The sequence below is a fragment of the Microcystis viridis FACHB-1342 genome, assembly GCF_014698335.1.
Taxonomy (GTDB): Bacteria; Cyanobacteriota; Cyanobacteriia; order Cyanobacteriales; family Microcystaceae; genus Microcystis; species Microcystis ichthyoblabe_A.
In genome coordinates, this window is the sequence record NZ_JACJSV010000069.1 from 1 (window position 1) to 26,711 (window position 26,711).

Genomic DNA, 26,711 nt, shown 5'->3' on the forward strand with positions numbered 1-26,711 from the left:
GAAACTAGGAGCAGATTTTTATTTTGCTACTCCTTATCATTCGTGGGAGAGGGGATTAAACGAGCATACCAATGGACTGTTAAGACAATTTTTCCCCAAGGGAACGAATTTTAAAATCGTTAAGCCAGAGGAGGTGGAAAGAGCCGTAAACTTGATTAACAATCGTCCTCGAAAATGTCTTGACTATCGTACCCCGAATGAGGTATTCTATAAAGGTAGATCAGACAGTGATGCAATTCAGACTTGAATTGGCCCATTAATAACGATATTTTCCTTCTCTACCGCCCAAACTGACTGATGAACATCGATAAATAGGGGGCGATCTAGATTAGAACTAGGATAATAATCGCACCAACTGCGAATACTATCTAGAGCCAGAGGGTTACAATCCGAGGGAATCCAACGACAAGGAGCAAGACGAGGGGCAAAAAAAACAGCGTGTTCACCCGTGCCGCTAGATATTTCTAGAATATTCCCAGTCTTCGGTAAAAATTGGCTGAGAACTTCCAAAATCGGCTGACGATTGCGTTCTGTTGCCGGGGCATATTGACGTAAATCAGACATAACTAGGGTTTGCGGCAAAAAGTTGGTTGGTGGGGTTAGGCGTCGGTCGTCAGGCGTCAGTCCTGATGAAAAAATTTTCACCACCACAGATGAAAGAGGTTTCCTTCCCTACACCCCACACCCCACACCCTACACCCTCTTTCCAGTCAGGAGGATTATTTTTATTTATTCTCCCTTCTCCCCAACTCCTACTCTGCAATAACTACTGGCAGCCAGAAATACGTTGGGTGCATATCATACTTTGTGCTTTTTGTCAAAAAAACTTTTTTTTTGCAATAAAACTACACACAAAAAAGATCATCGTTGTTGGTGAAATTGACTAATTTACCCGTCCTAATTAGGATAACCTTCTAGGTGTGGCAAGGGTTTCAACCATTGCTGCCTAAAAAAGCACAGAATACCCCATTGTGAAATTCAGTAAAATCGCTGTAACCATTGTAACATCGTTGTTAAATAAAAATCTTTCTCAATTAATTCTTAAGAATTTATAAATATTGCGGAATGTTAATTTAAATATTCTCAAGTTTTTGGCATCAATAAATAAATTTTGCTTATCTTTGGCAAACATTGGGTTAGGAGTCAGTCATCAGTCATCAGTTATCAGTGTCAGCTTTTTTCTCCCTTCTCCCCATTACCCCATCTCCCTGCTCCCCTCTTCCTGCTCCAGAAAAATATTAAGTTTTATTAAGAAGTTAGTGACAAAAGACCAGCTTTAATCTCTATTATCGTAGTAAGTGGCTTTTGACCCGAATCAAGCCGGTCAAGATAAATAGTAACTTTTGCCCATCATCAAACAAAGATGGTCAGTCTAACTAAAACAGTCGCTGTGGCCATGCCCTCGTGATCAATTCCTATGTCAACCCTGGTTATTGTCGAATCCCCCACCAAAGCTCGGACGATCAGTAATTATCTGCCTAGCGGCTATCGAGTCCAAGCCTCCATGGGCCACATCCGCGATCTGCCCGCCTCTGCCGAAGAAATTCCCCCCGCCCACAAAGACAAATCCTGGGCTAACTTAGGCGTGGATGTGGAGAACGATTTCGATCCTCTCTACGTCGTCCCCAAAACCAAAAGTAAAATCGTCAAAGAATTAAAAGAAGCCCTCAAAGGCGCGAGCGAACTGATCCTCGCCACTGACGAAGATCGGGAAGGAGAAAGCATCAGTTGGCATCTCTTACAGGTACTCAACCCGAAAATACCCACCAAAAGGATGGTATTTCACGAAATCACCAAAGAAGCGATCCAAACCGCCCTGAAAAATTGTCGCTCCATCGACGAAAATTTAGTACACGCCCAAGAAACCCGCCGCATACTCGATCGCCTCTACGGTTATACCCTCTCCCCCCTACTCTGGAAAAAAATCTCCAAAGGTTTATCCGCCGGCCGGGTGCAATCCGTCGCCGTGCGTCTGCTCGTACAACGGGAACGGGAACGACGGGCTTTTAAAACCGCCAATTATTGGGATCTGAAGGCGACTTTAGAAAAGGACAAAAATCAATTCGACTCGAAATTAGTCACCTTAAACGGTCAAAAAGTGGCAAATGGGAGCGATTTCGATGCCGACACCGGCAGACTGCTCCCCGGTCGCCAGGTGACACTCTTAGATCAAGCCACCGCCACCGCCTTAAAAGAACAGATCCAAGACAAAATCTGGCGCGTTAGCCACACCGAAGAAAAACCCACCACTCGCAAACCATCCCCCCCCTTCACCACCTCCACCCTACAGCAAGAAGCTAACCGGAAACTGGGCATATCCGCCAGGGAAACCATGCGAATCGCCCAAAATCTCTACGAACAGGGCTACATCACCTATATGCGGACCGATTCCGTCCATCTTTCCGATCAGGCCATCAGCGCCGCCCGTCATTGTGTAGAACAAATGTACGGAAAAAACTATCTCAGTCCCCAACCCCGGCAATACACCACCAAAAGCAAAGGCGCGCAGGAAGCCCACGAAGCCATCCGACCCGCCGGCAGTAGCTTTCGCTTGCCCCGGGAAACCGGCCTGAGCGGACTAGAATTCGCCCTCTACGACCTAATCTGGAAACGTACCGTCGCCTCACAGATGGCCGATGCCCGTATTACCCAGATCGCCGTTAATATTCAGGTGGAAAATGCCGGATTTCGCTCCTCCGGCAAAAGAATCGACTTCCCCGGCTTTTTCCGCGCCTATGTGGAAGGTTCCGACGATCCCGAAGCCGCCATCGACGACCAAGAAATAATCCTACCCCCCCTCAGCGTCGGTGATACCCCCAATTGTCGCCAACTAGAAGCCATTAGCCACGATACCCAACCCCCCGCCCGTTATAGCGAAGCCTCCCTCGTAAAAACCCTCGAAAGTGAAGGAATCGGGCGACCCAGCACCTACGCCACTATTCTCGGCACCATTATCGATCGCGGTTATGCCCAAATGCGGAATAAAACCCTCATTCCCACCTTCACCGCCTTCGCCGTGGTTAGTTTGTTAGAAAATCATTTCCCCGACCTGGTAGATCCCAAATTCACCTCGAAAATGGAGGAAACCCTCGACGACATCGCCACCGGTTCCGCCCAATGGTTGCCCTATCTCGATCGCTTCTATCGCGGCGAAAAGGGGCTAGAAAGCCAAGTAAAAGAGCGCGAGAGTCAAATTAACTCTAGCACCGCTAAATCGGTGATTTTAGAGGATTTGCAGGCAACCATCAAGATCGGCAAGTACGGTCCCTATCTAGAAGTCTCCCGGGGGGATGAAATCCTCACCGCTTCCATCCCCGCCGATTTAACCCCGGCGGATCTGAACCCCGAACAGGTAGAAACCCTGCTGCGACAAAAAACCGAAGGTCCGGACAAAATCGGTCTTCATCCCGACACCGGAGAGCCGATTTATCTGCTCGTGGGTAGTTACGGTCCCTACGTCCAGTTAGGAGATATCAGCGATGACAACCCCAAACCGAAACGCGCCTCCCTACCCAAAGGAGTCAAACCAGAGGATATCACCCTCGAACAAGCGGTGGGTTTATTGGCACTGCCACGACTACTGGGAACCCATCCCCTCACCGGAGGCAAAATTAAAGCCAGTTTAGGGCGTTTTGGTCCCTATGTAGTTCAGGAAGAGGGCAAGGAAAAAGAATATCGTTCCTTGAAAGCCGGCGATGATGTCTTAACTATAACCCTCGATCGAGCTTTGGCTTTATTAGCCGAACCCAAAAAAACTCGCGGCACTCGCGGTTCCACCAAACCACCCCTAAAAGAATTGGGTAAACATCCCGACGACGGGGAATTGGTGGGATTGTACGAGGGTCCCTACGGAGTTTATATCAAACACGGCAAAACTAACGCCAAGATTCCTGAAGGAGAAACCGCCGAAACCCTCACCCTAGAACAAGCTTTAGTCGCCCTAGCAGCCAAGACAACCACTGCCAAGAAAACCACTACCAAGAAAACTACTTCTAGCACCACCAAAAAAACTACTTCCCCAGGTAGTAAAACCGGCAAAAGTAAGACGGTTTAGCGGTTAGTGGTGAGGCAATTTTCTACCTGGTCAATTCCTCACCCTGATGCGAGGACAAATCTGGCTGGCTTTTTTGTCCTTGGCACCACTTTGACTAGGCTGATCCTAAGTAGGTAGGCGTTAAAAATTATCAGACACCCCCCTTATCAAGGGGGGCAGGGGGGATCAAACCCCCCTTATCAAGGGGGGCAGGGGGGATCAAACCCCCCTTATCAAGGGGGGCAGGGGGGATCGAACCCCCCTTATCAAGGGGGGCAGGGGGGATCAAACCCCCCTTATCAAGGGGGGCAGGGGGGATCAAACCTAAAATCCATTTTTAATTTAATTACAACCAGCTACTTATACCCCAAATTCCCTACTGTAAAGCAATCGCCATCGCTTCTTGGGGAATTTGTCGGTAAATTGGTTTTAAAAATTGTTCTATGGCATCCGATTCGGGGGCAGCCAGGGGAAAATTGCCTAAAATGTCGAGAATGGTTTGATTTTCATTCCCCTGCGTAATTACAACGAGGGAGGGATCTAGCTCCTCATCGTACTGCCAAAAGCGATCGATAGCACTTTCGGGGGCAGTTTTTTCGACTGCTGCGGGGGGTTCACTGACTGCTAAAGGTTGATTATCAGAGGAATAGGAGCGTTTTTCGCGTAAAGCTTCCAGAATTTGGCTTTTGCTTCGGCCGCGCAGTTGCAAAAGCAGGAAGGGATCGACACTAAAACGATCGCCCAATTGATAATATACTGCTCCTATATGTTTGCAGGGGTTGGCTTGATCGGGACAGGTGCAACGGGAGCGAATATCAGCTAGGGAAAAGGGAAATAAATTTACCCCACTATCGATAAAAACACGCTCGATATGATCGGGCATTTGTCCGGTGAGTAATTGAGCAGAATAAATGGCTTTTTTGGAGAGAAGCTTAATAATATAATCCCATTCTTCATCACTAAAAGCCGCTAGGGATAAATCCACTATATAAGGCTCTGGTTCACTGCCTTGTACTCTAGCAATAACTTGCGAGTCTTCAAAGTCAATACTTAAAACATTGCCCTCTCTAGCGTAGAGTCTAGCTCGTTCCAAGCGTTTTTTAAAGCGATAGGAATCGAGTAGTTCTAACCATTTTTGTACCCACCAAGCTTGTTCTGTCATTTTTTATTTACCCTACCGCTTATCAGCTTCGTTACTAACAAAAACACCAATTCAAAAAGGAAACACATCAGCCTCGAAACCTGATTAAGAAAGGCTCATCAGGTATAGTCTGATCAATATAACAACAAATCAGACCCAAAAACGAAGCCCTCAACATTTTAACATAATACCATTTTTCTTTATTCGTGACAGGTATCCTACTCCCCTCTCCCAGAAAGGGGTTGGGGATGAGGGCAATTAACCATCTCTGCCATTACTTTAGAAAAATGGTATTAGTATTAAGATAAAATTATTGTAGTATCAACGGAAAGTGCGTAAAAAAACTTACTCCCAGGGATTTTACCAAAATGTCTAACGAAACCGTTACTTATAGTCTTGAATCTGTCCTCAAGGAAATCAAAGACAGCATCAAGGAAGTTAACCAAAAAATCGATACCTTCCAACAAGATGTTAACCAGAAATTTGATAAAATCGACGAACGGCTAACTAAGCTAGAGGTAGGACAAGCAAAACTAACTGAGAAAGTCGATGGGATGGATAGAAGACTAGAAAAGCTGGAAGGAACCCAAAAAAATCAAGTTTGGACGTTAATTATCCTTTTAGGAGGAGCGATCGGCACAGCAGCGTGGCGCTCTTTCTTTTCTGGTAATCCTTAGAAATATTACCATAAGACTAAATACTAGGCAATAGGTAATCAGTTTCTAATAACCAGATTTAGGATTAAAATAAAATTATTGTACTATCATTACTCCCAGGGATTTTACCAAAATGTCTAACGAAACCGTTACTTATAGTCTTGAATCCGTCCTCAAGGAAATCAAAGACAGCATCAAGGAGGTTAACCAAAAAATCGACATCTTGCAACAGGATGTTAACCAGAAATTTGATAGCTTACAAAAGGATGTTAACCAGAAATTTGATAGCCTACAAAAGGATTTTAACCAGAAATTTGATAAAATCGACGAACGGCTAACTAAGCTAGAGGTAGGACAAGCAAAACTAACTGAGAAAGTCGATGGGATGGATAGAAGACTAGAAAAGGTGGAAGGAACCCAAAAAAATCAAGTTTGGACGTTAATTATTCTTTTAGGAGGAGCGATCGGCACGGCAGCGTGGCGCTCTTTCTTTTCTGGCAATCCTTAGAAATATTACTATAATTTCTCACTTTAGGGTAGTTATGAGGGGAAATTAGCAGATGTCAAACTCAGGTTAAAAATAAGGGATATTTAACCCATCCTACCGATAATTATGCTTTCCTCAACCATCTTTTTAACAATCGCCACAATGCCACTATTATCCCCCCAATTAAAACTAAAGGAAACTTAACCACCCCCAGAAAGAAAGCAACGATTAAGGGATATTTTCGGGTTTCTAATTGCCGAATTGCCTGATCGCACTTTTGAACATATCCTGCTAACCCCAATGCTTGAAATAATTCCCGCGCTTGAAGAATTGCTTCTTTCGCTTCCGATATACGTTTGAGTTTATAGTAGGTAAGTCCCAGATTAAACCAAGATTGTGCTTCACCCCCCCGATTACCGATTTCGCGTGTGATTGCTAAGGATTGTTGATGAAACTCGATCGCTTTTTGGTATTCTCCTAGGGAATAGTAAACATTGCCTAAATTATTGTAGGCATTCGCTTCATCCCCCCGATCACCGATTTCCCGTGTGATTGCTAAGGACTGTTGATAAAACTCGATCGCTTTTTGGTATTCTCCTAGGGAATAGTAAACATTGCCTAAATTACCGTAGGATTTCGCTTCACCCCCCCGATCACCGATTTCCCGTTCGATTGCTAAGGACTGTTGATGAAACTCGATCGCTTTTTGGTATTCTCCTAGGGAATAGTAAACAATGCCTAAATTACCGTAGGAAGACGCTTCACCCCCCCGATCACCGATTTCCCGTTTGATTGCTAAAGACTGTTGATGAAACTCGATCGCTTTTTGGTATTCTCCTAGGGAATAGTAAACATTGCCTAAACCTATGTAGGAAGTCGCTTCACCCCCCCGATCACGGATTTCCCGTTTGATTGCTAAGGACTGTTGATGAAACTCGATCGCTTTTTGGTATTCTCCTAGGGATTCGTAAACATTGCCTAAATTATTGTAGGAATACGCTTCTCCCCAGCGATCTCCGATTTTCTGAAAGATTGCTAAGGACTGTTGAGAAAACTCGATCGCTTTTTGGTATTCTCCTAGGGAATAGTAAACATTGCCTAAATTACCGTAGGATTTCGCTTCACCCCCCCGATCACCGATTTCCCGTGTGATTGCTAAGGACTGTTGATGAAACTCGATCGCTTTTTGGTATTCTCCTAGGGAATAGTAAACATTGCCTAAACCCATGTAGGAATACGCTTCACCCTTCCGATCACCGATTTCCCGTGTGATTGCTAAAGACTGTTGATGAAACTCGATCGCTTTTTGGTATTCTCCTAGGGAATAGTAAACATTGCCTAAACTGGTGAGGGATGCGGTATATTTCCAGTTGGTTTGCTCCTCCTGTTGTTGGTAAACAGTGACTAATTCAAGGTAATAATCGGCTAGGGTTTGATAATACCCCCGTCGGGTGAGAAAATCCTCGATAGCACGGAGAATATCAAAAGCATTGTCGTACTCGGTTAACTGATAGCGATGATAGAAAATTTCTAGGTAAGGTTGCACATCGTTGAGGATTTCCCAGGAGTCGGGTTGAGCAATAGAAAGATAATAGGCGATCGCTTTTTGGTGTAATTCCCTTTGATCGCCGGCTTTGTATTGTGCATATTCCCAAACTAAAGGCTGAAAACTAAAAATTCGCTGGCGATTTTCCTCTTTTTCTTCTAATAATGATCGTCGCTGCAATTCTCGCAGATCTGCCGTGATCTCGGATAGTGCGATCTCCGGGTAATTATCCATCACCGCTTTGGCTGCCGGAGAATCAAATTCTCGGCGATAAATGCTGGTTTTAGTGAATAATTCCTGCTGTCTTTGGCTAAGTCGCTGAAAACTAGCATCTAAAACTAAAGCAATTCCCACTGTCTCTTGACGATGGCTCCCCACCACCTGCGGATCGCTCAAAAGTTGCGATAAATTTCCTAATCCTAAGTCCGCTAACCTTTCTAAACTGGGGTTTTGCGGAAATTCGGCTAAGATTAAATCCGCCACCAATCGCAGGAGTAATGGATGACCATCCACCCGTCGAGAAAAGTTCTCTAGATCCCCTGTTATTTGCGATTCCGCTAACAATTGCGCCCCTTCAGGAGGTTTCAAACCTTTTAGCTCGATCCAACGGTTAAAACCCCTAGTTTTTGGCTTTTCTCTGGTGGTGACTATAATTTTGCTCGTGTCACCTTTTTCTATCCAAGCAGTGAAAAACTGCTGATAAAATTCATTATTCCAAGAACCATCTTTCCCTAATAAACTCTCTAGATTATCGATAATAATTAGGTGGCGATGGCGTTGCAATTGTCTGATTAAAGCTTCCTGTAAATCTATTTCTTCTTTGGGGACGGGATAACCAAAGTCCGTCAGGAATTGGCGAGCTAAACCACTAAATCCGCCCAGATTTCCCGCTTCCCACCAAAAGCGTTTTGGGAATAAATCTTCATCGTCCACTAGGTAAGGATCGAGGGTAATTTTCTCCTCAAAAATTTTACTGGCTAGGGTAGATTTTCCAATTCCTCCAACTCCTTTGATGCCAATCATCGCAACATTTTGATCATTAAACCACTGCTTAATTTGGGTGATTTCCTCCTTCCTTCCCTGCCAATGGACGAGACTTTTTCGAGCATTTCCTCCCTTGAAAATACTCCTTTGACTACTGCGATTATTTTCTATTGCGTCTGCTTTTGGGTGCAGATCCGCCAGTCATTCAGGAGGGATTCCTAGATTTAAATTACCCTTAACTTCTTGAATGTTCAATTGTTGTTTAATATCTTTGTTAATTTGCATACCGATTTGAGTTTTCGTTTCTGTTTGATTCTGATTAATTGTCATAATTTGTTGTGCTAGGGTTTGGATTTCTTGGGCAAAATTGGGGTCTTTGAGCATTTCTACCTGTAAAAAAGGAACCACTTGCTGTTCAATCATCGCCTCGGATTTAGTTTGTTCTGCTGCCGCTAAAACCTGTGCTGCGGTGGGTTCCTTTTGTAACTTTTGCTTAATTTTTTGCCACAATTCTACACCTTTATCCATTGCTCCTTCCGTTAATTTACCGATAACAGCTTCAAAGGCGATTTTAGCGATTTCGGCGGCGGCTAATTCGGCTAACATAATTATCAATTGCGAGAATTTTTCGCCATTCTAGCACAACTATTTTGGGATGAAAGCAGGAAAGTCAATCACTCATCTTGTCGGGAATCAGCGTTCCTTTGATCCCCCCTTAATCCCCCCTTGATAAGCTGTCCTTTAGTCACATCTTTCTTAACATTTCAAACCTTTGTAGCACAAGGCTTTCAAGACTCGGTTAACAATTTGTAATATTCCTTGTTGACACCCTTACTGACAAAGAAAAAACTGAAATCAAGTCAGGATAAGGGTTGGAGTGCTTACTGCAAAAATTGTTAAGAAAGATCCCTATAAGGGATAGCTTGATAAGGGGGGCAGGGGGGATCGACACCCCCCTTATCAAGGGGGGCAGGGGGGAGAACCCAAATAACCAGATTTAGTATAACCCCTAAACTAATACACTTGTGCTATAGCTTGCCCAAAAAAATTCCAGAAAAGGGAATGAGGGTAAAAAGGGAAAAAAAGAGAAAAACGGTTACAGAGTCCTCCCAGCACCGCACACCACCCGAAAACCGACGACGCTGTCGTAGTAGTCGCGGCGGCAGCTGAAGTAGCGGAAAGCAGAACGGCAGCTAACCGGATCGTAGTACCAAGAACCGCCCCGGAATGGATAACGATTATCATTCCCATTTTCTATCCAAGCACTGCCATCCGTCGGTGCATCCTTATAGTCATCGTGCCAGGTATCGGCGCACCATTCCCAGACATTGCCGTGCATATCGTACAACCCGAAGGCGTTAGCTACCTGAAAATAGCCCACTGGGGTTGTTTTACGTCGATATCTTCCTGTGGGTTCATCGGCATAGGTTTCAGTAGCTCGATAGTTAGCTAAATCTGCCGTTATCGTTTCCCCAAAGTGAAAGGCGGTTGTTGTCCCCGCTCTACAGGCATATTCCCATTCTGCCTCACTCGGTAGCCGATACTCCCGTTTTGTTTCCCTTGATAGTCGTTTACAGAATTCTGTTGCTTGATACCAGTTAACTCTTTCTACGGGTAGCTCATCCCCTTTAAAGTGAGAAGGGTTTGTCTCTAGGTCGATGGCTATTTTAGCGGTTGCGGCGATAGCTTGCCACTGAGCTTGGGTGATAGGATAACGTCCCATGTAGAAAGAGGAAACGGTTACTCGGTGTGAGGGTTTTTCTCGTCTAAATCCATCCCAACCAAATTTTTTCACCAGTCTTTCGATTTCCTCGTCTTCAGTTCCCATCATAAATGTGCCGCCGGGGATTTCCATCAATTCCAATTCGACTCCCTCGGCTAGTTTTTCGACAATGCCTTCTGCTTGCCTTTTTTCCTTTTTAATTACCCATGTTGCTCCTTCAAAAGGATTTTGATACTGACGTTCTATGGTTGCCAGGGTAAATTCAAAGGTACGGGTTTCTAGGATTTCGATGGTGGCAACGTCAAAGATAGAGGTTTTTAAGGGAGGTTCCGAGGGTTGAGGGATTGGAAGGGGATTGGAGATATTAACGGCGATTTTTTCGGCAAATTCTGCGTATTCTCCCCCCAGATTGCGTAAGACTTCGATGCTGACTTGAGCAAAGGGAAGAATTTTTTCTCTTTGTTCTGGGGGATAGGTGGGTAATAGGGTTAATAAAGCGGCAAAACTGCGGATAGGACTTTTAATTTCCCCAGCAATATATTGGGAAATAGCATCGAGTACCTTGATAGTTTGTCGCCTACCGATAGCATCATTTAAGACTTGACGTACCCCGGGCAAAAAGTCATAGACTCGATACTGTCCTTCTTCATTTTCTACAATCGGTTTTAATAAACCTCCCATATAAAATTCTGCCACATGAACGGGACGCACTTCGTTTAAAAGAGTTTTACGAATAAGATTGACCACCTGCATACTTACCGGGGCAGCTGCCATCATTTTTGCTAGTTTTTTGGCCGGTTCTGACGCGGTGGCAAAAAATCGCTCGACCATTGCCTCGGCCTTATTTTTAATGGTGTTTTTATCTTCGCTGTCTTGCTTATTTTCCTCTCTGGATATAGGGGGAATTTCAATAATTTGTTGTTTAATAAATTCTAAATCAAATAAAAAAGCAGAAATCTGAGCATTACCTGAACCAGCGACAACTTTTGCCCATTGTTTGAGGACTTCTGTTTCTAAGGTGATTACGGGAATAAGAAGGGTATTTTGCCAGTTAATCGGTAGCCATTGGGGATAATTTTTTAAGATTAATTTCGGATTGGGAACCCCGGCAGTTAAAGCAGTGGTGAAGAGTTTACGTCCTCGTCCTAGTTGGGTACTATTCCATAATCTTTCGGGGAAAAGTTGCAGAATAGCGGTGGGTTGTTTTTCTGACCAATCTTTTAACCAAGGATGAATTAAGGCTTTTTGCCAGAGAGGAGAAACACAATCACTTACTAGCAAAACTAATCCCCGTCCCCTGGGATGAATAAGTTCTTTATGGGGGTGATAACGTTGTCCCGGTTTACCTTTTTTTCTGCGTCTTACTAACTGTAATTCTTGATTATTTGAGGTTGATAGTTGCCAAACTCTGACGGTTTTAAATGCTCCTTGATTTTCTAAGAGATTTTGTAACTCATTAATTAATTCTCGCCAAATGAAAGAGGATCTAGATTCTTCTACTACTAATTCGAGGGTTAACCAGCGTTCCGGTTGGGGTTTAGTCACGGGTAGCCAAATATCCCTTTCTGCAATAAAAGAAGCGGTTGCTTCTTCATCTAGAATCGTTTTAGTCCCTGAGGGAACTTTTCCCATGAAAGGACGCAAAGCGCGACTAATCAAGAGTGCTGTCTGTAGTGCCGGAGCAGCAGGAACTTGAAAAGGAAAGTCTTGGATTGGGGTAGTTTTTTCTATTTCTTTGGGGAGAGATTCTTCGGTAATAATATCCACATTTGGCTGAGATTTTGATAGGTTATCTTCTGGAATCTCCTCTAAATTTTCCTCTATTTTATTAGAAGTTGATGAATCTATTGGCTCTGTATTTTCTGGATTTTCTGGGGGTGGTTGCAAGTCTTCAACACCCATTTGTAAGGCCAACCAGATACTATCAGCTACATCTTCATCACTGAGTTGTAACCGTTCGAGTAGTCCTGTTTGCTCTAGATAATCTAATAGTTTTTTAACTGATGAATTGGATGGTAATTCACTCATCTTCTACTCTCCCCAAATCTTTCAAAAGTTGATTAATCAGGTCATCTTCAGTTGATATAGCTCCTTTTTTGACCATAAAAATAGCATTAAGTAATTGATCCGTGGCTAGGGTTTGTGAATTGCGCTTTTGAATGAAGTTATCAATCAGTTTATCGATGTCTGGATTGTTAGCAATTGTTTCTTCTAAATGTGCCTCAATTATTTTAATTAAGTCGGGTTTTTCCGGTTTTTTCATAGTTAAACGGAGACAACGACGCAAAAAAGGTGCAGGAAAGTCTCGTTCTCCATTGCTAGTTAAAATCACAAAAGGAAAAGCGTTACAGATAACTAAACCATCATTTATAGGTGTTTTTATATCTTTCTGGGTAACGTCGGTTGTATCGGTATAAGCAGTTCGTACTTCAACGCTTGGGACTTCTTCTTTTAGCCTAACTAATTCGGGAATTTCAAAGCGTCCTTCTTCAAATAAGGTGAGTAAATCATTGGGTAAATCGATATCACTCTTATCAATTTCATCAATTAACAGTACTCTTGGTTTTTCCGACTCTAATAGTGCGGTTCCCAAGGGTCCAAGGGTAATATATTTTTCAATCTGTTTTAATTGGTCTTTTCGTTCTTCTGGGGTTAATTCTTTTTGCTCTCGTTCCAGTAATTTAACTTCCTGTAACCGACCGATCGCATCATAGTTATAAAGTCCATCTTTTAGGGTAGTATGGGTGGTAATCGGCCAGTATAATACTTCTCCTAATTTTAATTCCTGGGCGACTTTATAGGCAAGAGATGACTTTCCCGTTCCGGGTTTGCCGGTTACTAATAAAGGTCGCCGTAAATACAAGGCTGCATTGACCATTTTAATTTCTTCTTCGCGCACTAGAAAGGTTTCTCCCCGATGCTTACGACGACTTTCTCCCGGTTGCTTTTCTTTGCCAAAAGGTCGCCAGCTGGGGGGTTCTGGTAATTCCCAATCGTCTGTGGGTTTTTGATTTCCTGTAAATTTTTTCCAGTCTGTCATAGTTCAATTTATGGCATCAAAAGTGGATAGTTGGGGGGAACAAGCTGATAGTCATCCCACAGTAATGATAGATGATTCCCAATATTATTATCTTCTAACCAAGCGGCGGAACGTCTATTTTTAATTATTTCTGGTAATTTCTCTAGTGGACATTGACAGATAGGGTCTAATTTTTCCTGACAGTTAAGTTCTGGGTTAGCATCCGGTCGTATCCACAGAGATAAAGGTATTCCAGTTTCGTATAAAATGGCTAGAATATTTTTTAACTCTAAGGAGTTTTCTTGACTGAGATTAGTTAACCTTGAACCGATAACATTGTTAAATTTATGATATTTGAGTATTTTATTCGGATGGTCATTATTTGCCAGAGGTTTTTTAAAAATAACTGTTTGCTGATTGTTTGATTCGATCAGTTCTTGGATTTCTTCTTCACACTTTAAAATTTGGGTCAGATTTTGCTGCTGTATATTCCGAAAAAGTTGGCATTTTTTGATCCATAAATAGGTTTGTTGATTGTTGATATTTTCGGCTGTTATTCGTTCTGAAAATCTCATGATTATCTCATGATCGACTCCCCAATGATGAGGATCGCAGCCTGTAGCTGTTGCCACTTCATCAATTGAGAATAAATCAATCGGTTTAATCTCTTTTTCAATAAATCTATAGGGAAGAAAAAATTGAACTTTTTCTAGGGAAGATTGACAGATATTTTCTAATTCTCGTTTAAATTTTTTTAGGTGATTAATCAATTCATTTTCTTGGAGATGATTACCCAGACTTATTCCTTCATTGGGGGTTAAAGATTGATATTCTCCACGTTTTTGAGGTTCTTTTTCTGTGGGATGATAATTGTTGATATCTTTAACAATCCAAGCTCTCAGCATTAAAGATTTGTTTTCTTCTGTAAGGGTAACAAATAAGCAGGGATTTTTGTCTGTTGATTTTTGAGCAATATTTAGTGATCGATGCTTAAGATTATTTTCTAAAGTATTGATTAAAACTTCCCATTTTGTTTGATATTTTTTTAGCCATTCTGTAAAGTTATCTTTTAATAAATTCGCCAGAGCATCTGTTGAGTTTAACTGAATAACTAAATAGCCAATAAATATTTCTAGCCAAGAAAATTTTGATTGAGAAGTATAGGTAAAATGTCTTTCATCTAATTGATAGAGTATTTCTATAAAATCAGACCAAAAGGAAGGAATTACTCTAGGTAAATCCACTAAATGATCCCTCACTTCAATTCTTAAATTTTCAGAAGCTGTATTAAGTTGATCTTGATAACTCTTGTTTTCAAATATACATCTAAGCAAGGAGATGATTCTAGGGATTCTTCCTTCTACTTGTGCTATATATAGCAACTTATCCCAAGCTTTTAAAAGAACATTAGTAGGAATAAAAAATGCAGATTTGGCAACCAATTTTTCCTTATCAGCACTTACTGCCATCCCCACTACTCCCCCCAATTGCTCATCCCAGATAGCTGTCCCACTAAACCCACCTTCTACAGCATATCCTGTGCTTTTAGTATCTTCTATCTGAATTTTGTTGTTAGCAATATGACCTATTATCTTACCATCAGACCAGACACCTCCATCTCTGGAAAAACCATAAGCTTTATAATTATGATCAGATAAATCTCCTATTTCAGAGGTAATTAAAGAAACTGGTTGAGCTTGTGAAGGAACTGAATCTTTTAATTTTAAAATAGCAATATCCTGCGGATCATTGCTGTTAAATTTAACCGGATGCCAAACTTCTACGGTTGCTTCTAAAGATTTACCCGATGCAATGATAGGAAAATCACACTCAATAATGTCAGTGGGTTTCTTAGTAGATGTTACATCTTTTTCTCCTATTGATTGATTAACAACATGAGCGCAGGTAATCAAGTATTCTGATGATATTAGAAATCCTGCCCCAACAATTTCTATTTTATCATCTTTATTTTGTCGTTGCTTATAAATTCTGACCAGAGAAGATTCTAGAGATGCAACCATTATTTTTATCTAAGTCCTCATTGAGTAGATGATTGCTTATTTTTTTCCTTGTTATCCCATTTTAGGGTAATTTCATAGTTAACATCGGCGCTGCCAGATGCAATAATAGCCCCTAGTCCAACAGTCATTTTTATCCCGAATTTTACCTCTACCTGATCGGCTGGTTTATTCAAACTTTTGACCTTATTAATTATGGCATTTGCCACCGGTTTTATGCCATTTAATGCGTCTTCAAAAGACTGAGCGGCTTTAACAGCTATTTCATCTGTTAGACTAATAAGTTCATCTTCTGGTTTCGGTTTGGGTAAGGGTAACTTTTCATCCACCTCGATGTAAATAGTCCCCTCCTCTGAGGTAAATTCCACTAAACGAGTCATAAAAATTCTCCTGTTTATTTTATTGCGGTTGTCTAGACTTAATCAATCACAACTCCATCTTTTTAGCCTCATACCTAATTATATCTCTTTACCAAGTGTTCGGTTGAAAGTTAGCATCATTAATAATAGCCACCGTATCCCCAGATGGTTTAATCACAAATAAACCTTTTTTATAAGCATAGCGATCTACACCTTCGTTGATTTCAATTCCCGCTACTGCACCGTAAGCTCGATAGTTTTTGTAATGGGGAAAAGCGATTTTAAAACGAGTCAATTTTTCGATAAATTCATCCACATCATCTTGAGATAATCTCGATTTACATTCCACCACCACGAGATCGGTATCATCCACCGCTAGAATATCAATTTCCATGGCAATGCCTTGACGTTTGACTCTAGCACGGGGATAAACTTCCTTAATATCAATGCCTTTCTCTTGAAAAAGCCGTAAAACCGCCGGTTCTACCAATTCCTCCACAAATCGACCCCAGCGAGTGGTCAGACTATCTACCGCTTTGCTGGTTCGTTCTACGGTGCGTTTCAGTTCTGCCATCGAGCGATCGGCTTCGGCGGCCCGGCGCTCGCTTTCTAATTTCGCTTCGGCGGCACGACGCTCGTTTTCTAATTTCGCTTCGGCAGCTTGGCGCTCAAGTTCGGCGGCCCGGCGCTCGCTTTCTAATTTCGCTTCGGCAGCTTGGCGCTCAAGTTCGGCGGCCCGGCGCTCGTTTTCTAATTTCGCTTCGGCGGCACGGCGCTCGTTTTCTAATTTCGCTTCGGCAAAGATACGTTCCATTTCGGCCCGACGAAGATCGCTTTCCCTTAAACGGCGATCAAACTCCTCGGCGGAAGCGCGGAATAGCTGGTAAATATCCTCAAGGGTAACGGGTTCACTCATGGACTGACAGGGGGTGCCGATAGACGGGGGGATTTAACACTTACCTATAATGCCTAATTATATCTCTTTACCAAGTGTTCGGTTGAAAGTCAGCATCATTAATAATTGCCACCGTATCCCCAGAGGGTTTAATCACAAATAAACCTTTTTTATAAGCATAGCGATCTACACCTTTGTTAATTTCAATTCCTGCCACTGCACCGTAAGCTCGATAGTTTTTGTAATGGGGAAAAGCGATTTTAAAACGAGTCAATTTTTCAATAAATTCATCCACATCATCTTGAGATAATCTAGGTAGTAATTCGACTAAAACGAGTTCTGTATCATCCACCCCTAGGATATCAATTTCCATGGCGATACCTTGACGCTTGACTCTGGCACGGGGATAAACTTCCTCGCCAATTCAAAAATGATCGCCCCGTTCGTAGTAAGCTCTTTAGGACTGATTATGGCTAAAGCCATTACTACAAACAAAAAGGCGATCGCCCTGAAAATTAAGGAATAAGTTCGGGATTGGTACAGTTATTTTTTCCTCTTCCTGTAAGATCAACCCCTTCATGTACATAAGCAACACATTCCAAAGCTCTTTGATTTACACTATAAGGGACTTGCGCTTTGATAATGTACTATTTAGGGCTGGTCTTATTCTTCTAGAGAGCGATTTTCTGGCTGAGATATTATTCCCACGCAAGTCCCTAAAGATACAGGTATCTAAATAAGCGGCGGTTATCATAATTTTTTACCTCATGAACTTTGCACTGTACGGTGTTAGAGGTATCATGCAGATTCAGTTAGAGTATTATTTGTTATTAGCGGCGGCTTTATTTTGTATCGGAATTTATGGTTTAGTCACCAGTCGCAATGCCGTCCAGGTTTTAATGTCGATCGAATTGATGCTCAATTCTGTTAACATTAACTTAATGGGTTTTTCCAACTATCTTGACCCCGCTAATATCCGAGGCCAAATTTTTACTATTTTCGTGATTACCGTAGCGGCAGCCGAGGCAGCCGTGGGTTTAGCGATTATCCTTACCATCTATCGTAACCGCGACACCATCGATATGGAACAGTTTAATCTGCTCAAATGGTAAGCTTTTAAATATTTACCCCCCCTCTCTCCCTTTTCTGGGGAGAGTTTTTTTTGGTTAATTTTTCCTGTTAACGGGGATAAATCTCGGTGACAACTCGATCGGGCGAGCTACTGGTAACAACAATGTTATTATCTTCTAAAGTGCCGATCGCTTTATCGCCGGTGAGATTAAATTTTGGTTCCTGTTGTTCATAGATAATATTCCCCTCGGCCTCGACAATTTTTTCCGACATTTTCCAAGTTAAAATCTGACTATACAATTGCGCCCCAGTTTTCTGATTAATCCCCTTAACCCCATCCTTGAGATAAGCGATGCGATTGCCTAATTCCACCACCACACGATTACCAGTAATAGTAATTTGATCTTGATATTGAAAAATTTCCGTGGGGCGATCGGAAGTTAGGCTACGATTTTGATAGTTCCAAATTGCCTGAGAACCAGAAATCTGTAAAGGTGGTTCTAAAGAGCGATATTCGAGGTTTTCTTGCAGGATAACCTGATTATTTTTTCTTTCCCAACGACCGCCGATAGCAGTAAGGCGATCGATAATAGTTTTATCAATATAGCGATCAAAAGCGACTTTTTGATCGGTACTAATGACTTGTTGAGGAATTTCCCAGTACAGGCGCTCGGTTTGCAGGACGACACGAGATTCCTTGGCGGTAGCCACCACTTGACCTTGTAATTCTAGTTTTTCTTGGCGCGTGTCGTAGCGTCCTTGGCGGGCCTTGGCTTCTAGTTGTAGATGACTACCTTTGATCCCTTTGGGGGAGATTAAAATACCTTCCTTGGGTAGCCAACGCAATTCCGGCGCGTTAATAATGGCTTTATTGCGGGGATCCACAGCCACAATATTATCTTTGAGGAGAATTTCCTGGCCTTCCTTATAGACTTCACCGCGGTCAGCACTAACCTGTAAAACTACTTTCCCATCTTGATAGATATTACCCTTGATATTTTCCAGACGGGCGATTTTTTGGTCTTGGGTGTAGGTAGCTTTTTTGACCTGAATTTTCCAGAGGGGTTGTCCGGAGGGGTTAGCCTGTTCTAAGGTGGCATTATTGAGAATTAAGCGGCCAGTTTCTTCAATTTTAGGCGATTCTGTCGGCGAAATTTTCGGCGGATCGGGAGGTTGACAGGCTGTTAATCCCAGCAAACCGATTAGAAGGGCAGCCCCGCGCCCAATTGATAATTTTAAGTGTAACCGCTGCCTCAATTTCGATCGCTCCGCTGCTATTTTATTAGGGGTCGAGAATAGAGTCGTCTCCATCCCCTCCCATCCAGAACCGTACATGAGACTTTTACCTCATACGGCTCCTCGTTTGACTGTTCCCTTGTTAAGGGCCTGACATTCACTGGCTGTCTATATATCATTGTAGTTGACTTAAGGTCAAGTTAACTACGGATGATTCTAGGTTTCCATTGGCTGCCGTTTGATCACTGAAGACCTGACTAGGCAATTATTTCAGGCATTTCAGCCTTATTTGATGCCTAAACGTTTCGCACATCTTTAGTTATTTTATCTTGACCAAATTTCAATAGCCAGATCAGCTAGATAATTAGCTCGCTTTTCAATTTCTTCCTTATTCCAGACATTTTTGTCATAAAAGTATTTGTTCAAAGAAACATTAGTTTTTTTATTAAACAAACTAACTTTATCTAAAAACTGTTTATTAGATAAGTCTGAATTGTAGGCCGTCAAAGTCAGATTACCTAAAGTATGTAGCCAAGTTTTATGTATTTGTTCGTGATTATCACCAAGCATATCTTGCCAGTTCAGTGTTAATTTCTGGGGCATTATATGCTCTATTGTTAGGTTATCAGTATCAACCATCTCTTTGGTCATGCGGCGTTCTATGGTTTCCAGAATAAGCTTAACTCTATCATTTGTTTTGGCATTTTTACCATAGATGTCTTTTTTGATTAGTCCTTCACGAAATTCATCGTCTGATGGCCATGACTTTTCTCCTTGATAATCTCTCAGAACTTTTTTGAGATTAAACAGTGTATTATTAGACTTAGATTGTTGTTTTATTTCTTTATATAAATTTTCAAAAATTTTCCCTAAAATTCTTGTAGATTTATTGACAAAGAAGCGTCGAACAAAGTATGATTCTAAACAATCAACAATTTGAAGGAAATCCTGAATAGATAAATGCTTGTCTTGAAAATCTTTATAGATATTGAGAAGAAAAATATGACAAGTACCAAAATCTAGGCGATTTAATCGAATAAACCGATCTTTTAGTTCGTCTTTGTTTTCACTTTCTTGGGGAAAAACAAGACACTGATAATATTCAGCAAAGTTAATCAACTCATCTAGTTGATCTTTAATGTTAAAACTATTGTTTTCCGCATTTTTGTCTAGGCGTTTTTTAATTTCTTTATAAACTTCTTTTTGACTAATTGATTCACCGTCTTTGCGAAGATAGAACCAAAAAGAATTAGTCAATAATTCAGCATATTTTTCCTCTTTTTTTATTGGCTCTGTAGTAGCTAGTCTTTTAAAAGATGCTTCAAGAGGTTGCCACTTTTGTTTGTATATATCTTCTCGTTGTTCACTAGGTAACTTCATAAAAACATAGTTGCGGACTAAATCGGCTTGGGTAAGTTCTTGTCCTTTTGTATTGAGACTTTCAAAAATAAGATAAGGATTTTCTTCGCTATCAGAAGTAATATTGACTAAAATTAAACGCTCTAAAAGAATATTTTTGAAGAGTTTATGTTCTCCCTCTGCAAAATTCTTCTTTTTAAGACGTTCCTTAAAGTATTGATATGCCTTATATATTATTTTGTTATCAAATTCTCTGCTATTTTGGTTTTTTATGATACTTTTGTAAGCTTCACGATCACCTTGAGTTGGCAAGATTTTATAAAAATCATCATCTTTTTTAAACTTATTTATCAGATAGTATTCATATAATTCTTCCGCCAACTCTGTATGGTTTTTCTCTTGTAAATAATTTCGCAAAGCCGCTATGATGATGGCAAGAGTAGTAAGACGTTGTTGTCCATCTATTACGACATACGGAGATATACCTTCGGCTGTTCCAGGAATTGACTGGGTGACAATAGAACCGAGAAAATGAGGTTCTTGCTCCTTATCATAGAGACTCATTAGATCTTCCCATAAAGTATCCCATTTTTGCTTGTCCCAAGAATAAGGTCTTTGAAATAGAGGGATCTGAAATTGTTTAGTACCTTCAAGTAAATTACGAAGACTGGTTTCTGATGCTTTCATGATTTGATTTGCTCCTGCAATCGTTTTGTCTTTGGTAAAAGTGGTAAAAATTGTCTCAATTTGATTAGCCCATAAACGCCGAGCTTAGGGAACCGTCCGAAACCTTCCACGGCGAAATAAGGAAATCAACCAACTAAATAAAATCGCCCAGTTAACGGGAGAATGACCCCCACCGAGGCGGTTTATCCTCCTTCAAGGTGACATCTTTCACCCAGTTTAACTGATTTTCAATACTCCAATGCCCCTGAATTGCCTTCAAAAAGGCTTTCGCAGACAATCTTTCACTACTGATGAAATAAGTCTTCTCCTCAAAGTTCTTTCCCTCCCGTTTGCCTTGACGTTTCACTAGGACAAAGCTTTGTCAACCTTTCCATCCTGCTCATGGTTATATACTGAAACGATGCTGACTCACATCTTGCTCGCAAGTCTAGCCACCTTCTACCGTACACTTAATACTTTTTGCCCCAGTTGCCAGGATGGTCTGGTATTTGCTTTAATCGCTAGTTTTGCTAGGGAAAACCCCCGGTTGAACGGTGAGAGTTTGTTGTTTACCCCTGCGGTTAATCTCGATTTCCAGATTACCACCGATCGCACTGGTTTCTACACCTTGCTGCACATCCGAAGCGGTTTTAACGGGGTTTCCTGCCACAGTTTCGATGATATCACCCGGTTGCATTCCGGCTTTTTGGGCGGGGGAATTTTCCACCACTCGCAGGACGATTACCCCTTCATTTTGGTCAATATTAAAGCTTAATTCTTTAGTTTCATTCAATTGCTGCCGTAATTCTGGGTTTAGCGTCACCATCTGGATACCGATGTAGGGATGTTCCGCTTTACCCTTGCTAGATAGCTGTCCCGCCACTTTTTGGGCGGTTTCGATGGGAATGGCAAACCCTAAACCCTGAGCATCGGCCCGAATTGCCGTATTAATGCCGATAACTTCCCCCTTGGCGTTCAGCAACGGGCCGCCGGAATTGCCGGGGTTAATAGCGGCATCGGTTTGAATAAAACGAACCCGTTTATCGGGAACCCCCACTTCGCTGCTAGTGCGTCCTAGGGCGCTAATAATGCCCACTGTCACCGTATTATCTAAGCCTAGGGGATTGCCAATTGCGATCGCCCACTCCCCGGGGATTAAAGTTTCGGCCTTGCCAAAAGTCACCGTCGGTAAATTTTCCGCCTCGATTTTCACCAGGGCCACATCGGTCATATTGTCAACCCCCAGAACTTTACCCTGATAGGTTTGACCGTTTTTCAAAGTCACTTTTACTTGGGTTGTCCCTTCCACCACATGGGCATTAGTCAAAAGTAGTCCATCTGTACTAACAATAAACCCGGAACCAGTTCCCCGTTCCAAATGCTCCCTGGGAATCGGCACTTCATTACCAAAAAAGCGCCGAAAAAAGGGCTGTTTAAATTCTTCGGGAATTTGGTCGGCCACTTCCCGGGCCGAGTCAATCCGCACCACCGCCGGCCCGACTTTCTGCACGGCCTGGGCGATAAAATTAACATTGCCGTCGGTTTGGGTAATAACAGGGAGAGAGAGGGAAGCGGGGAGGATTGCCGGCGGTTTATTTACCTCTAGGGGCGCTTTTCTGCTTAAATACTGATTTCCTAGCACTCCCACAGTACCACCTAGGGCGAGTAATCCCAGTGAAATCCCCAATCTTGTCAATAAACCCATAAGCTCTAGCCCTAAAATGTCGTGTGCGGTAGAATCGGCCCCAAACTTACCTATATTATAGGCTGTCTTTTTTGTCGGTAGGAAAGAATCAATGGGAACTTACCCCGTTTACCAGTCTTCTTTTAGGGGTAAAATCACGAAACAGCTATAAGAATCTCACTTCATGCAATTGTTTGATCGCATCCGTTTAGGGATAGCCGTAGCGGTGGCTAAAACCGTTACTGCTGTGGTTAAAGGACTCCGTTTAGGGGCCGCCAGCGTCTTGCCGGGGGAAATTGCCCGTCGTCTCCATCCCCGTTTGTTGCCGCTACTTTGTGGGCAAGTCCGACGGGGGGTAATTTTGGTGGTTGGCACGAATGGAAAAACTACCACTTCCCTACTGCTAAGAACTATTCTAGAGCGTCAGGGGGCAAAAGTCACCCATAATACCACTGGGGCAAATTTAATTAATGGTTTAATCACTGCTTTATTAGCCGATGCCAATTTATTCGGCACTTTAAAGGCTGATTATGCCATTTTAGAAGTGGATGAAAATATTCTCCCTTTGGTTTTAAAAGATTGTCGTCCTCGCGCTATTTTAGCTCTTAATTTGTTTCGCGATCAACTCGATCGCTATGGGGAAGTGGATACGATTAGTCGCCGTTGGCAAGGGGCCATATCTCCCCTACCCACCGATACTTTAGTGATTCTCAATGCTGATGATCCGACTCTTTCCCATTTGGGTCAACAACTGCCTCAAAGAGTTGTATATTTTGGCTTAAGTGAGCCAGAATTATATCTAGAAGAAATTCCCCACGCTGTCGATTCTATTTACTGTCCTAAATGTGGTGCTTCTTTGGATTATCGCGGGGTTTATCTCTCCCATTTAGGGGATTTTAGTTGTCCTAGTTGTGGCTTTAAAAAGAGTAATCCTGCTTTTCATAGTCACGATTGGCCGCAGATTTTAATCGGTGTTTATAATAAATATAATACTTTGGCGGCGGGTTTAGTAGCCCAGGAATTAGGGATTAAAGATCGAGAAATTTTTGAGACAGTTCAGGGTTTTAAAGCGGCTTTTGGTCGAGCGGAAGAATTAGAAATTGAGGGTAAAAAAGTTAGAATTTTACTGTCTAAAAATCCCGTGGGTATGAATGAAACAATTCGCGCAGTGGCTGATATTTTACAGAAAGAAAAGTCTTCTACTACTCTCTTAGTTCTCAATGATCGCATCCCCGACGGGACGGATGTTTCTTGGATTTGGGATGTGGATACGGAAAAATTAACCCGTTTGGGAACAACTTTAGTAGTAACGGGCGATCGACTTTATGACATGGCTTTACGCTTACAATATAGTCAGGATAGTCTCGCTTATCCGGTTAATTTAATTGTTGAATCCGATCTAAAAAAAGCGATCCAAATTGCCCTTAATAACACCAAAAATGAGGAAACTTTACATATTTTACCCACCTATTCTGCTATGTTAGAAGTACGAGAGATTCTCACGGGTCGAAAGATTTTGTAGAAATAAAAGGGGGACATAAGCGCAAGCTTACATTAGCTTTTTTTGTGAGATGCTTACACGCAGTTGTTCATATACTGGTAATAATTTTTGATATTTCTACAAACTTGAGATGCAGCCTGTGTCTTATCCCCCATTCCCTAATCCCCTAAAAAATTATGCAAGAACTAGAACTAAAAATCGGCTGGTTATATCCGACCTTAATGAGTACCTACGGCGATCGAGGTAATGTTATTACTATTCAAAGAAGATGTCAATGGCGTGATATTCCTGTGACAATTATTCCCCTAGATGCTCAAACAGAAGCCGAGACATTTTACCAAGTAGATATAATTGTTGGGGGTGGAGCGCAGGATCGGCAACAGGAGATCGTTATGCGCGATTTACAGGGTAAAAAAGCGGCAGCGATGAAAGAACAATTATCGGCAGGAATACCGGGGGTTTTTACCTGTGGTTCCCCACAATTATTAGGGCATTATTACGAACCAGCTTTCGGTCAAAGAATCGAAGGATTAGGATTATTAGACCTAGTAAGTAAACATCCCGGCCCCAATGCAAAACGCTGTATCGGTAACGTGGTTTTTGAAATTACTGCCTCTCCCTTAGCGGAGGAAATTAAAGCTATGACTGGGGAAAAACCGCTAGTAATTGGCTTTGAAAATCACGGGGGTCGTACCTATTTACAAACCGTTTCTCCTTTAGGAAAGGTGATTACTGGTTACGGAAATAACGGAGAGGACGGTTATGAAGGAGCATTTTACCACAATGCGATCGCTACCTATGCCCACGGTCCCCTACTACCCAAAAATCCCTTTTTAGCCGATTGGTTAATCCAAAAAGCTTTAGAACAAAAGTATCAAAAACCCGTTTTTTTAACAAAACTTGATGATTCTCTGGCCCTGAAAGCACGATTTGCCATGTTTGAACGACTAGAACTAACCGGCGTGACCAATAAAGCCTAAACTGGTCATATACACTTATGGCAGGAGATAGTCAAACTAGCCATTAAAAATTTTAATTCTGGCAGCTTATGAAATTATGACTGGAAAAATTATCGATCGTCAAACGGCGGGGTTTCTCGTCCTCATCATCCCCCTAGCGGTGTTAATCATCCTTCTTTTTACCGCTTGGCCATTGATCCTACTTGTCTTCCTCTTAACTCTGGCAGTCAAGGTGTGGCAAGACTATCGCTGGTCAAAATTATCGACGGTGATTAACCCCTATTTCAATCAACTTTTACAGGACAATCAAGGTTGTCTCACCCCGATTGACCTATCGGCAAAAGCCAATCTCACGGCCAAATTAGCCAGACAATTTTTAGACAGAAAAGCTGAGGAATTTGGGGCGCAAAAAAAAGCTGTAGGCGATAAGGGTATGGCCTATTACTTTATCACCGCCAGTACCTTGGGTAGTATTTTTGATGAGAGTGACCCCTCTTTAGAAGAAATAGGGGAAAAACAAATTCCTGCGATTACTGCCTCGAGATCTCCCCTGACCAATTTAGAGCCATCGCAGGAGGCTAAATCCTCTCTGATTGTCGCCGAGAAAAGCGAAAATTCTGTCCCAGAGGTTCCTGTTATTTCCTCCTCCCAATCTCTGACTAATTTAGGTAAATTATTTGAGGAAAAAGAGGAAGAAAATACCGCAGCAATCTCTGTTCAAGAAACGGTAATTCAAGAACGGGAGGAGATAATTAATCCTAGTTTAAACAGTTCTGCCAGTTCTTTATCCCAATCAGAATCAGAAGTTAGGGAAGAATCACTAACCTCTGTATCTGAAACCATCTCATCGATGAGTTTGGCGGATTTGGCTAAACGTTTAGGAGTTACCCCAGCCGTTTTGGGTAGAAACAAGAAAAATAAATCCGAAACAGAATTTGCCGATTGGAGTCGCATCAGAGATCCCGATGGTATTGCTTGGAAATTTGACGCAAAAAACTCCCTATTTTTGGCCAACTGATAGATAAATTTGTTTGGTTTTCTAGACAGGCTCCCTGCCTGTCTTTTTTGGCTCTACGTCCTACCCTCAATCCCATAGATGGTTGCTTCAGGCTCTTGGAAATCATCACCCACCACAAATCTGGCGGTTGTATCAGTAACAGGATAGGTTTTAACGTAAATGAGACAACCTGTTGTTGAGGAAGGACTGTAGGGGCAATTGGGGTACGGCTGTTTCATTCTCCCATCAGAATATCAAAAGTAAAAGCGATCACAGTCAGGTAAAATGAGGAGTGACCGCCAACCTTTCAAATATATGTTGAGCTTAATAGAAAAACTAAAACAAGTCAAGGACTTTCGGAAAGATAAAGGAAAAAG

The 26,711-nt window shown here is 42.1% G+C and carries 18 protein-coding genes and 3 pseudogenes; 8 read left to right on the forward strand and 13 right to left on the reverse strand.

All coding sequences use genetic code 11. From position 1 onward, the window contains the following. Nucleotides 1–247 (forward strand): IS30 family transposase (locus H6G40_RS18615; RefSeq protein ID WP_190537171.1); only part of this gene is annotated, 247 nt, incomplete at its 5' end. Here H6G40_RS18615 and H6G40_RS18620 read toward each other — a convergent pair. Next, nucleotides 241–564, reverse strand: a pseudogene (locus tag H6G40_RS18620) (DUF938 domain-containing protein); the annotation flags it as partial. The gene H6G40_RS18615 and the pseudogene H6G40_RS18620 overlap by 7 nt on opposite strands. 853 nt (nt 565–1,417) lie before the next feature. Between H6G40_RS18620 and topA the strand changes: the two are divergent. Next, a complete protein-coding gene (gene topA / locus H6G40_RS18625; RefSeq protein WP_190538134.1) occupies nt 1,418–4,054 on the forward strand; it encodes a type I DNA topoisomerase in 2,637 nt (878 codons plus the stop codon). Nucleotides 4,055–4,409: 355 nt separating this feature from the next. Here topA and H6G40_RS18630 read toward each other — a convergent pair whose 3' ends face one another. After that, nucleotides 4,410–5,195 (reverse strand): SWIM zinc finger family protein, encoded by a 786-nt coding sequence (locus H6G40_RS18630; RefSeq protein ID WP_190538135.1) that lies wholly within the window; start codon nt 5,193–5,195, stop codon nt 4,410–4,412. A 347-nt stretch (nt 5,196–5,542) separates the two neighbouring features. Here H6G40_RS18630 and H6G40_RS18635 point away from each other — a divergent pair, with 347 nt between their 5' ends. Together H6G40_RS18635 and H6G40_RS18640 are read left to right on the forward strand one after the other, a co-directional pair. Beyond that, complete coding sequence (locus H6G40_RS18635) at nt 5,543–5,851, forward strand: hypothetical protein (protein ID WP_002791750.1); 309 nt, start codon at nt 5,543–5,545, stop codon at nt 5,849–5,851. Nucleotides 5,852–5,963: 112 nt separating this feature from the next. Then, complete coding sequence (locus tag H6G40_RS18640) at nt 5,964–6,338, forward strand: DUF4164 family protein (protein ID WP_061430120.1); 375 nt, start codon at nt 5,964–5,966, stop codon at nt 6,336–6,338. A 103-nt stretch (nt 6,339–6,441) separates the two neighbouring features. Here the strand turns inward: H6G40_RS18640 and H6G40_RS18645 are convergent. The 8 genes and pseudogenes from H6G40_RS18645 to H6G40_RS18680 all read right to left on the reverse strand — a co-directional run. Then, nucleotides 6,442–8,988, reverse strand: a pseudogene (locus tag H6G40_RS18645) (tetratricopeptide repeat protein); the annotation flags it as partial. A 60-nt stretch (nt 8,989–9,048) separates the two neighbouring features. Continuing rightward, on the reverse strand, nt 9,049–9,453 hold the full coding sequence (locus H6G40_RS18650; protein ID WP_106909124.1) for a hypothetical protein: 405 nt from the start codon (nt 9,451–9,453) through the stop codon (nt 9,049–9,051). Between the two features lie 490 nt (nt 9,454–9,943). Then, a complete protein-coding gene (locus H6G40_RS18655; protein WP_190538137.1) occupies nt 9,944–12,598 on the reverse strand; it encodes a formylglycine-generating enzyme family protein in 2,655 nt (884 codons plus the stop codon). Then, nucleotides 12,591–13,610, reverse strand: a complete 1,020-nt coding sequence (locus tag H6G40_RS18660; protein WP_002737735.1) for an AAA family ATPase — start codon at nt 13,608–13,610, stop codon at nt 12,591–12,593. The genes H6G40_RS18655 and H6G40_RS18660 overlap by 8 nt, the downstream gene beginning before the upstream one ends. 8 nt (nt 13,611–13,618) lie before the next feature. Beyond that, nucleotides 13,619–15,610, reverse strand: a complete 1,992-nt coding sequence (locus tag H6G40_RS18665; protein WP_002738139.1) for a VMAP-C domain-containing protein — start codon at nt 15,608–15,610, stop codon at nt 13,619–13,621. A 17-nt stretch (nt 15,611–15,627) separates the two neighbouring features. After that, nucleotides 15,628–15,987: a CU044_2847 family protein gene (locus tag H6G40_RS18670; RefSeq protein ID WP_190538138.1), complete on the reverse strand. Its 360-nt coding sequence runs from the start codon at nt 15,985–15,987 to the stop codon at nt 15,628–15,630. 88 nt (nt 15,988–16,075) lie between these two features. Further along, on the reverse strand, nt 16,076–16,882 hold the full coding sequence (locus tag H6G40_RS18675) for a DUF3782 domain-containing protein (RefSeq protein ID WP_069475310.1): 807 nt from the start codon (nt 16,880–16,882) through the stop codon (nt 16,076–16,078). A gap of 67 nt (nt 16,883–16,949) precedes the next feature. Beyond that, nucleotides 16,950–17,279, reverse strand: a pseudogene (locus tag H6G40_RS18680) (DUF3782 domain-containing protein); the annotation flags it as partial. A 388-nt stretch (nt 17,280–17,667) separates the two neighbouring features. Between H6G40_RS18680 and nuoK the strand changes: the two are divergent. Further along, nucleotides 17,668–17,973, forward strand: coding sequence for an NADH-quinone oxidoreductase subunit NuoK (gene nuoK / locus H6G40_RS18685; RefSeq protein WP_202950803.1), 306 nt, complete (start codon nt 17,668–17,670; stop codon nt 17,971–17,973). Between the two features lie 67 nt (nt 17,974–18,040). On the opposite strand, the gene lptC is transcribed toward nuoK, so the two are convergent. The 3 genes from lptC to H6G40_RS18700 all read right to left on the reverse strand — a co-directional run bounded on the left by lptC (nt 18,041) and on the right by H6G40_RS18700 (nt 22,898). Continuing rightward, nucleotides 18,041–19,189 (reverse strand): LPS export ABC transporter periplasmic protein LptC, encoded by a 1,149-nt coding sequence (gene lptC / locus H6G40_RS18690; RefSeq protein WP_002735673.1) that lies wholly within the window; start codon nt 19,187–19,189, stop codon nt 18,041–18,043. 303 nt (nt 19,190–19,492) lie between these two features. Next, a complete protein-coding gene (locus H6G40_RS18695) occupies nt 19,493–21,214 on the reverse strand; it encodes a DUF262 domain-containing protein (RefSeq protein WP_069475311.1) in 1,722 nt (573 codons plus the stop codon). A gap of 493 nt (nt 21,215–21,707) precedes the next feature. After that, a complete protein-coding gene (locus tag H6G40_RS18700; RefSeq protein ID WP_069475313.1) occupies nt 21,708–22,898 on the reverse strand; it encodes an HhoA/HhoB/HtrA family serine endopeptidase in 1,191 nt (396 codons plus the stop codon). Nucleotides 22,899–23,061: 163 nt separating this feature from the next. Here H6G40_RS18700 and H6G40_RS18705 point away from each other — a divergent pair, with 163 nt between their 5' ends. From H6G40_RS18705 to H6G40_RS18715, 3 genes are all read left to right on the forward strand, one after another. Continuing rightward, a complete protein-coding gene (locus H6G40_RS18705; RefSeq protein ID WP_002776995.1) occupies nt 23,062–24,399 on the forward strand; it encodes a Mur ligase family protein in 1,338 nt (445 codons plus the stop codon). Between the two features lie 155 nt (nt 24,400–24,554). Beyond that, nucleotides 24,555–25,358, forward strand: coding sequence for a type 1 glutamine amidotransferase (locus H6G40_RS18710; RefSeq protein ID WP_002735455.1), 804 nt, complete (start codon nt 24,555–24,557; stop codon nt 25,356–25,358). Between the two features lie 76 nt (nt 25,359–25,434). Further along, entirely contained in the window at nt 25,435–26,355 is a 921-nt protein-coding gene (locus tag H6G40_RS18715; RefSeq protein WP_069475314.1) for a hypothetical protein, read from the forward strand. Nucleotides 26,356–26,711 lie beyond the last annotated feature (356 nt).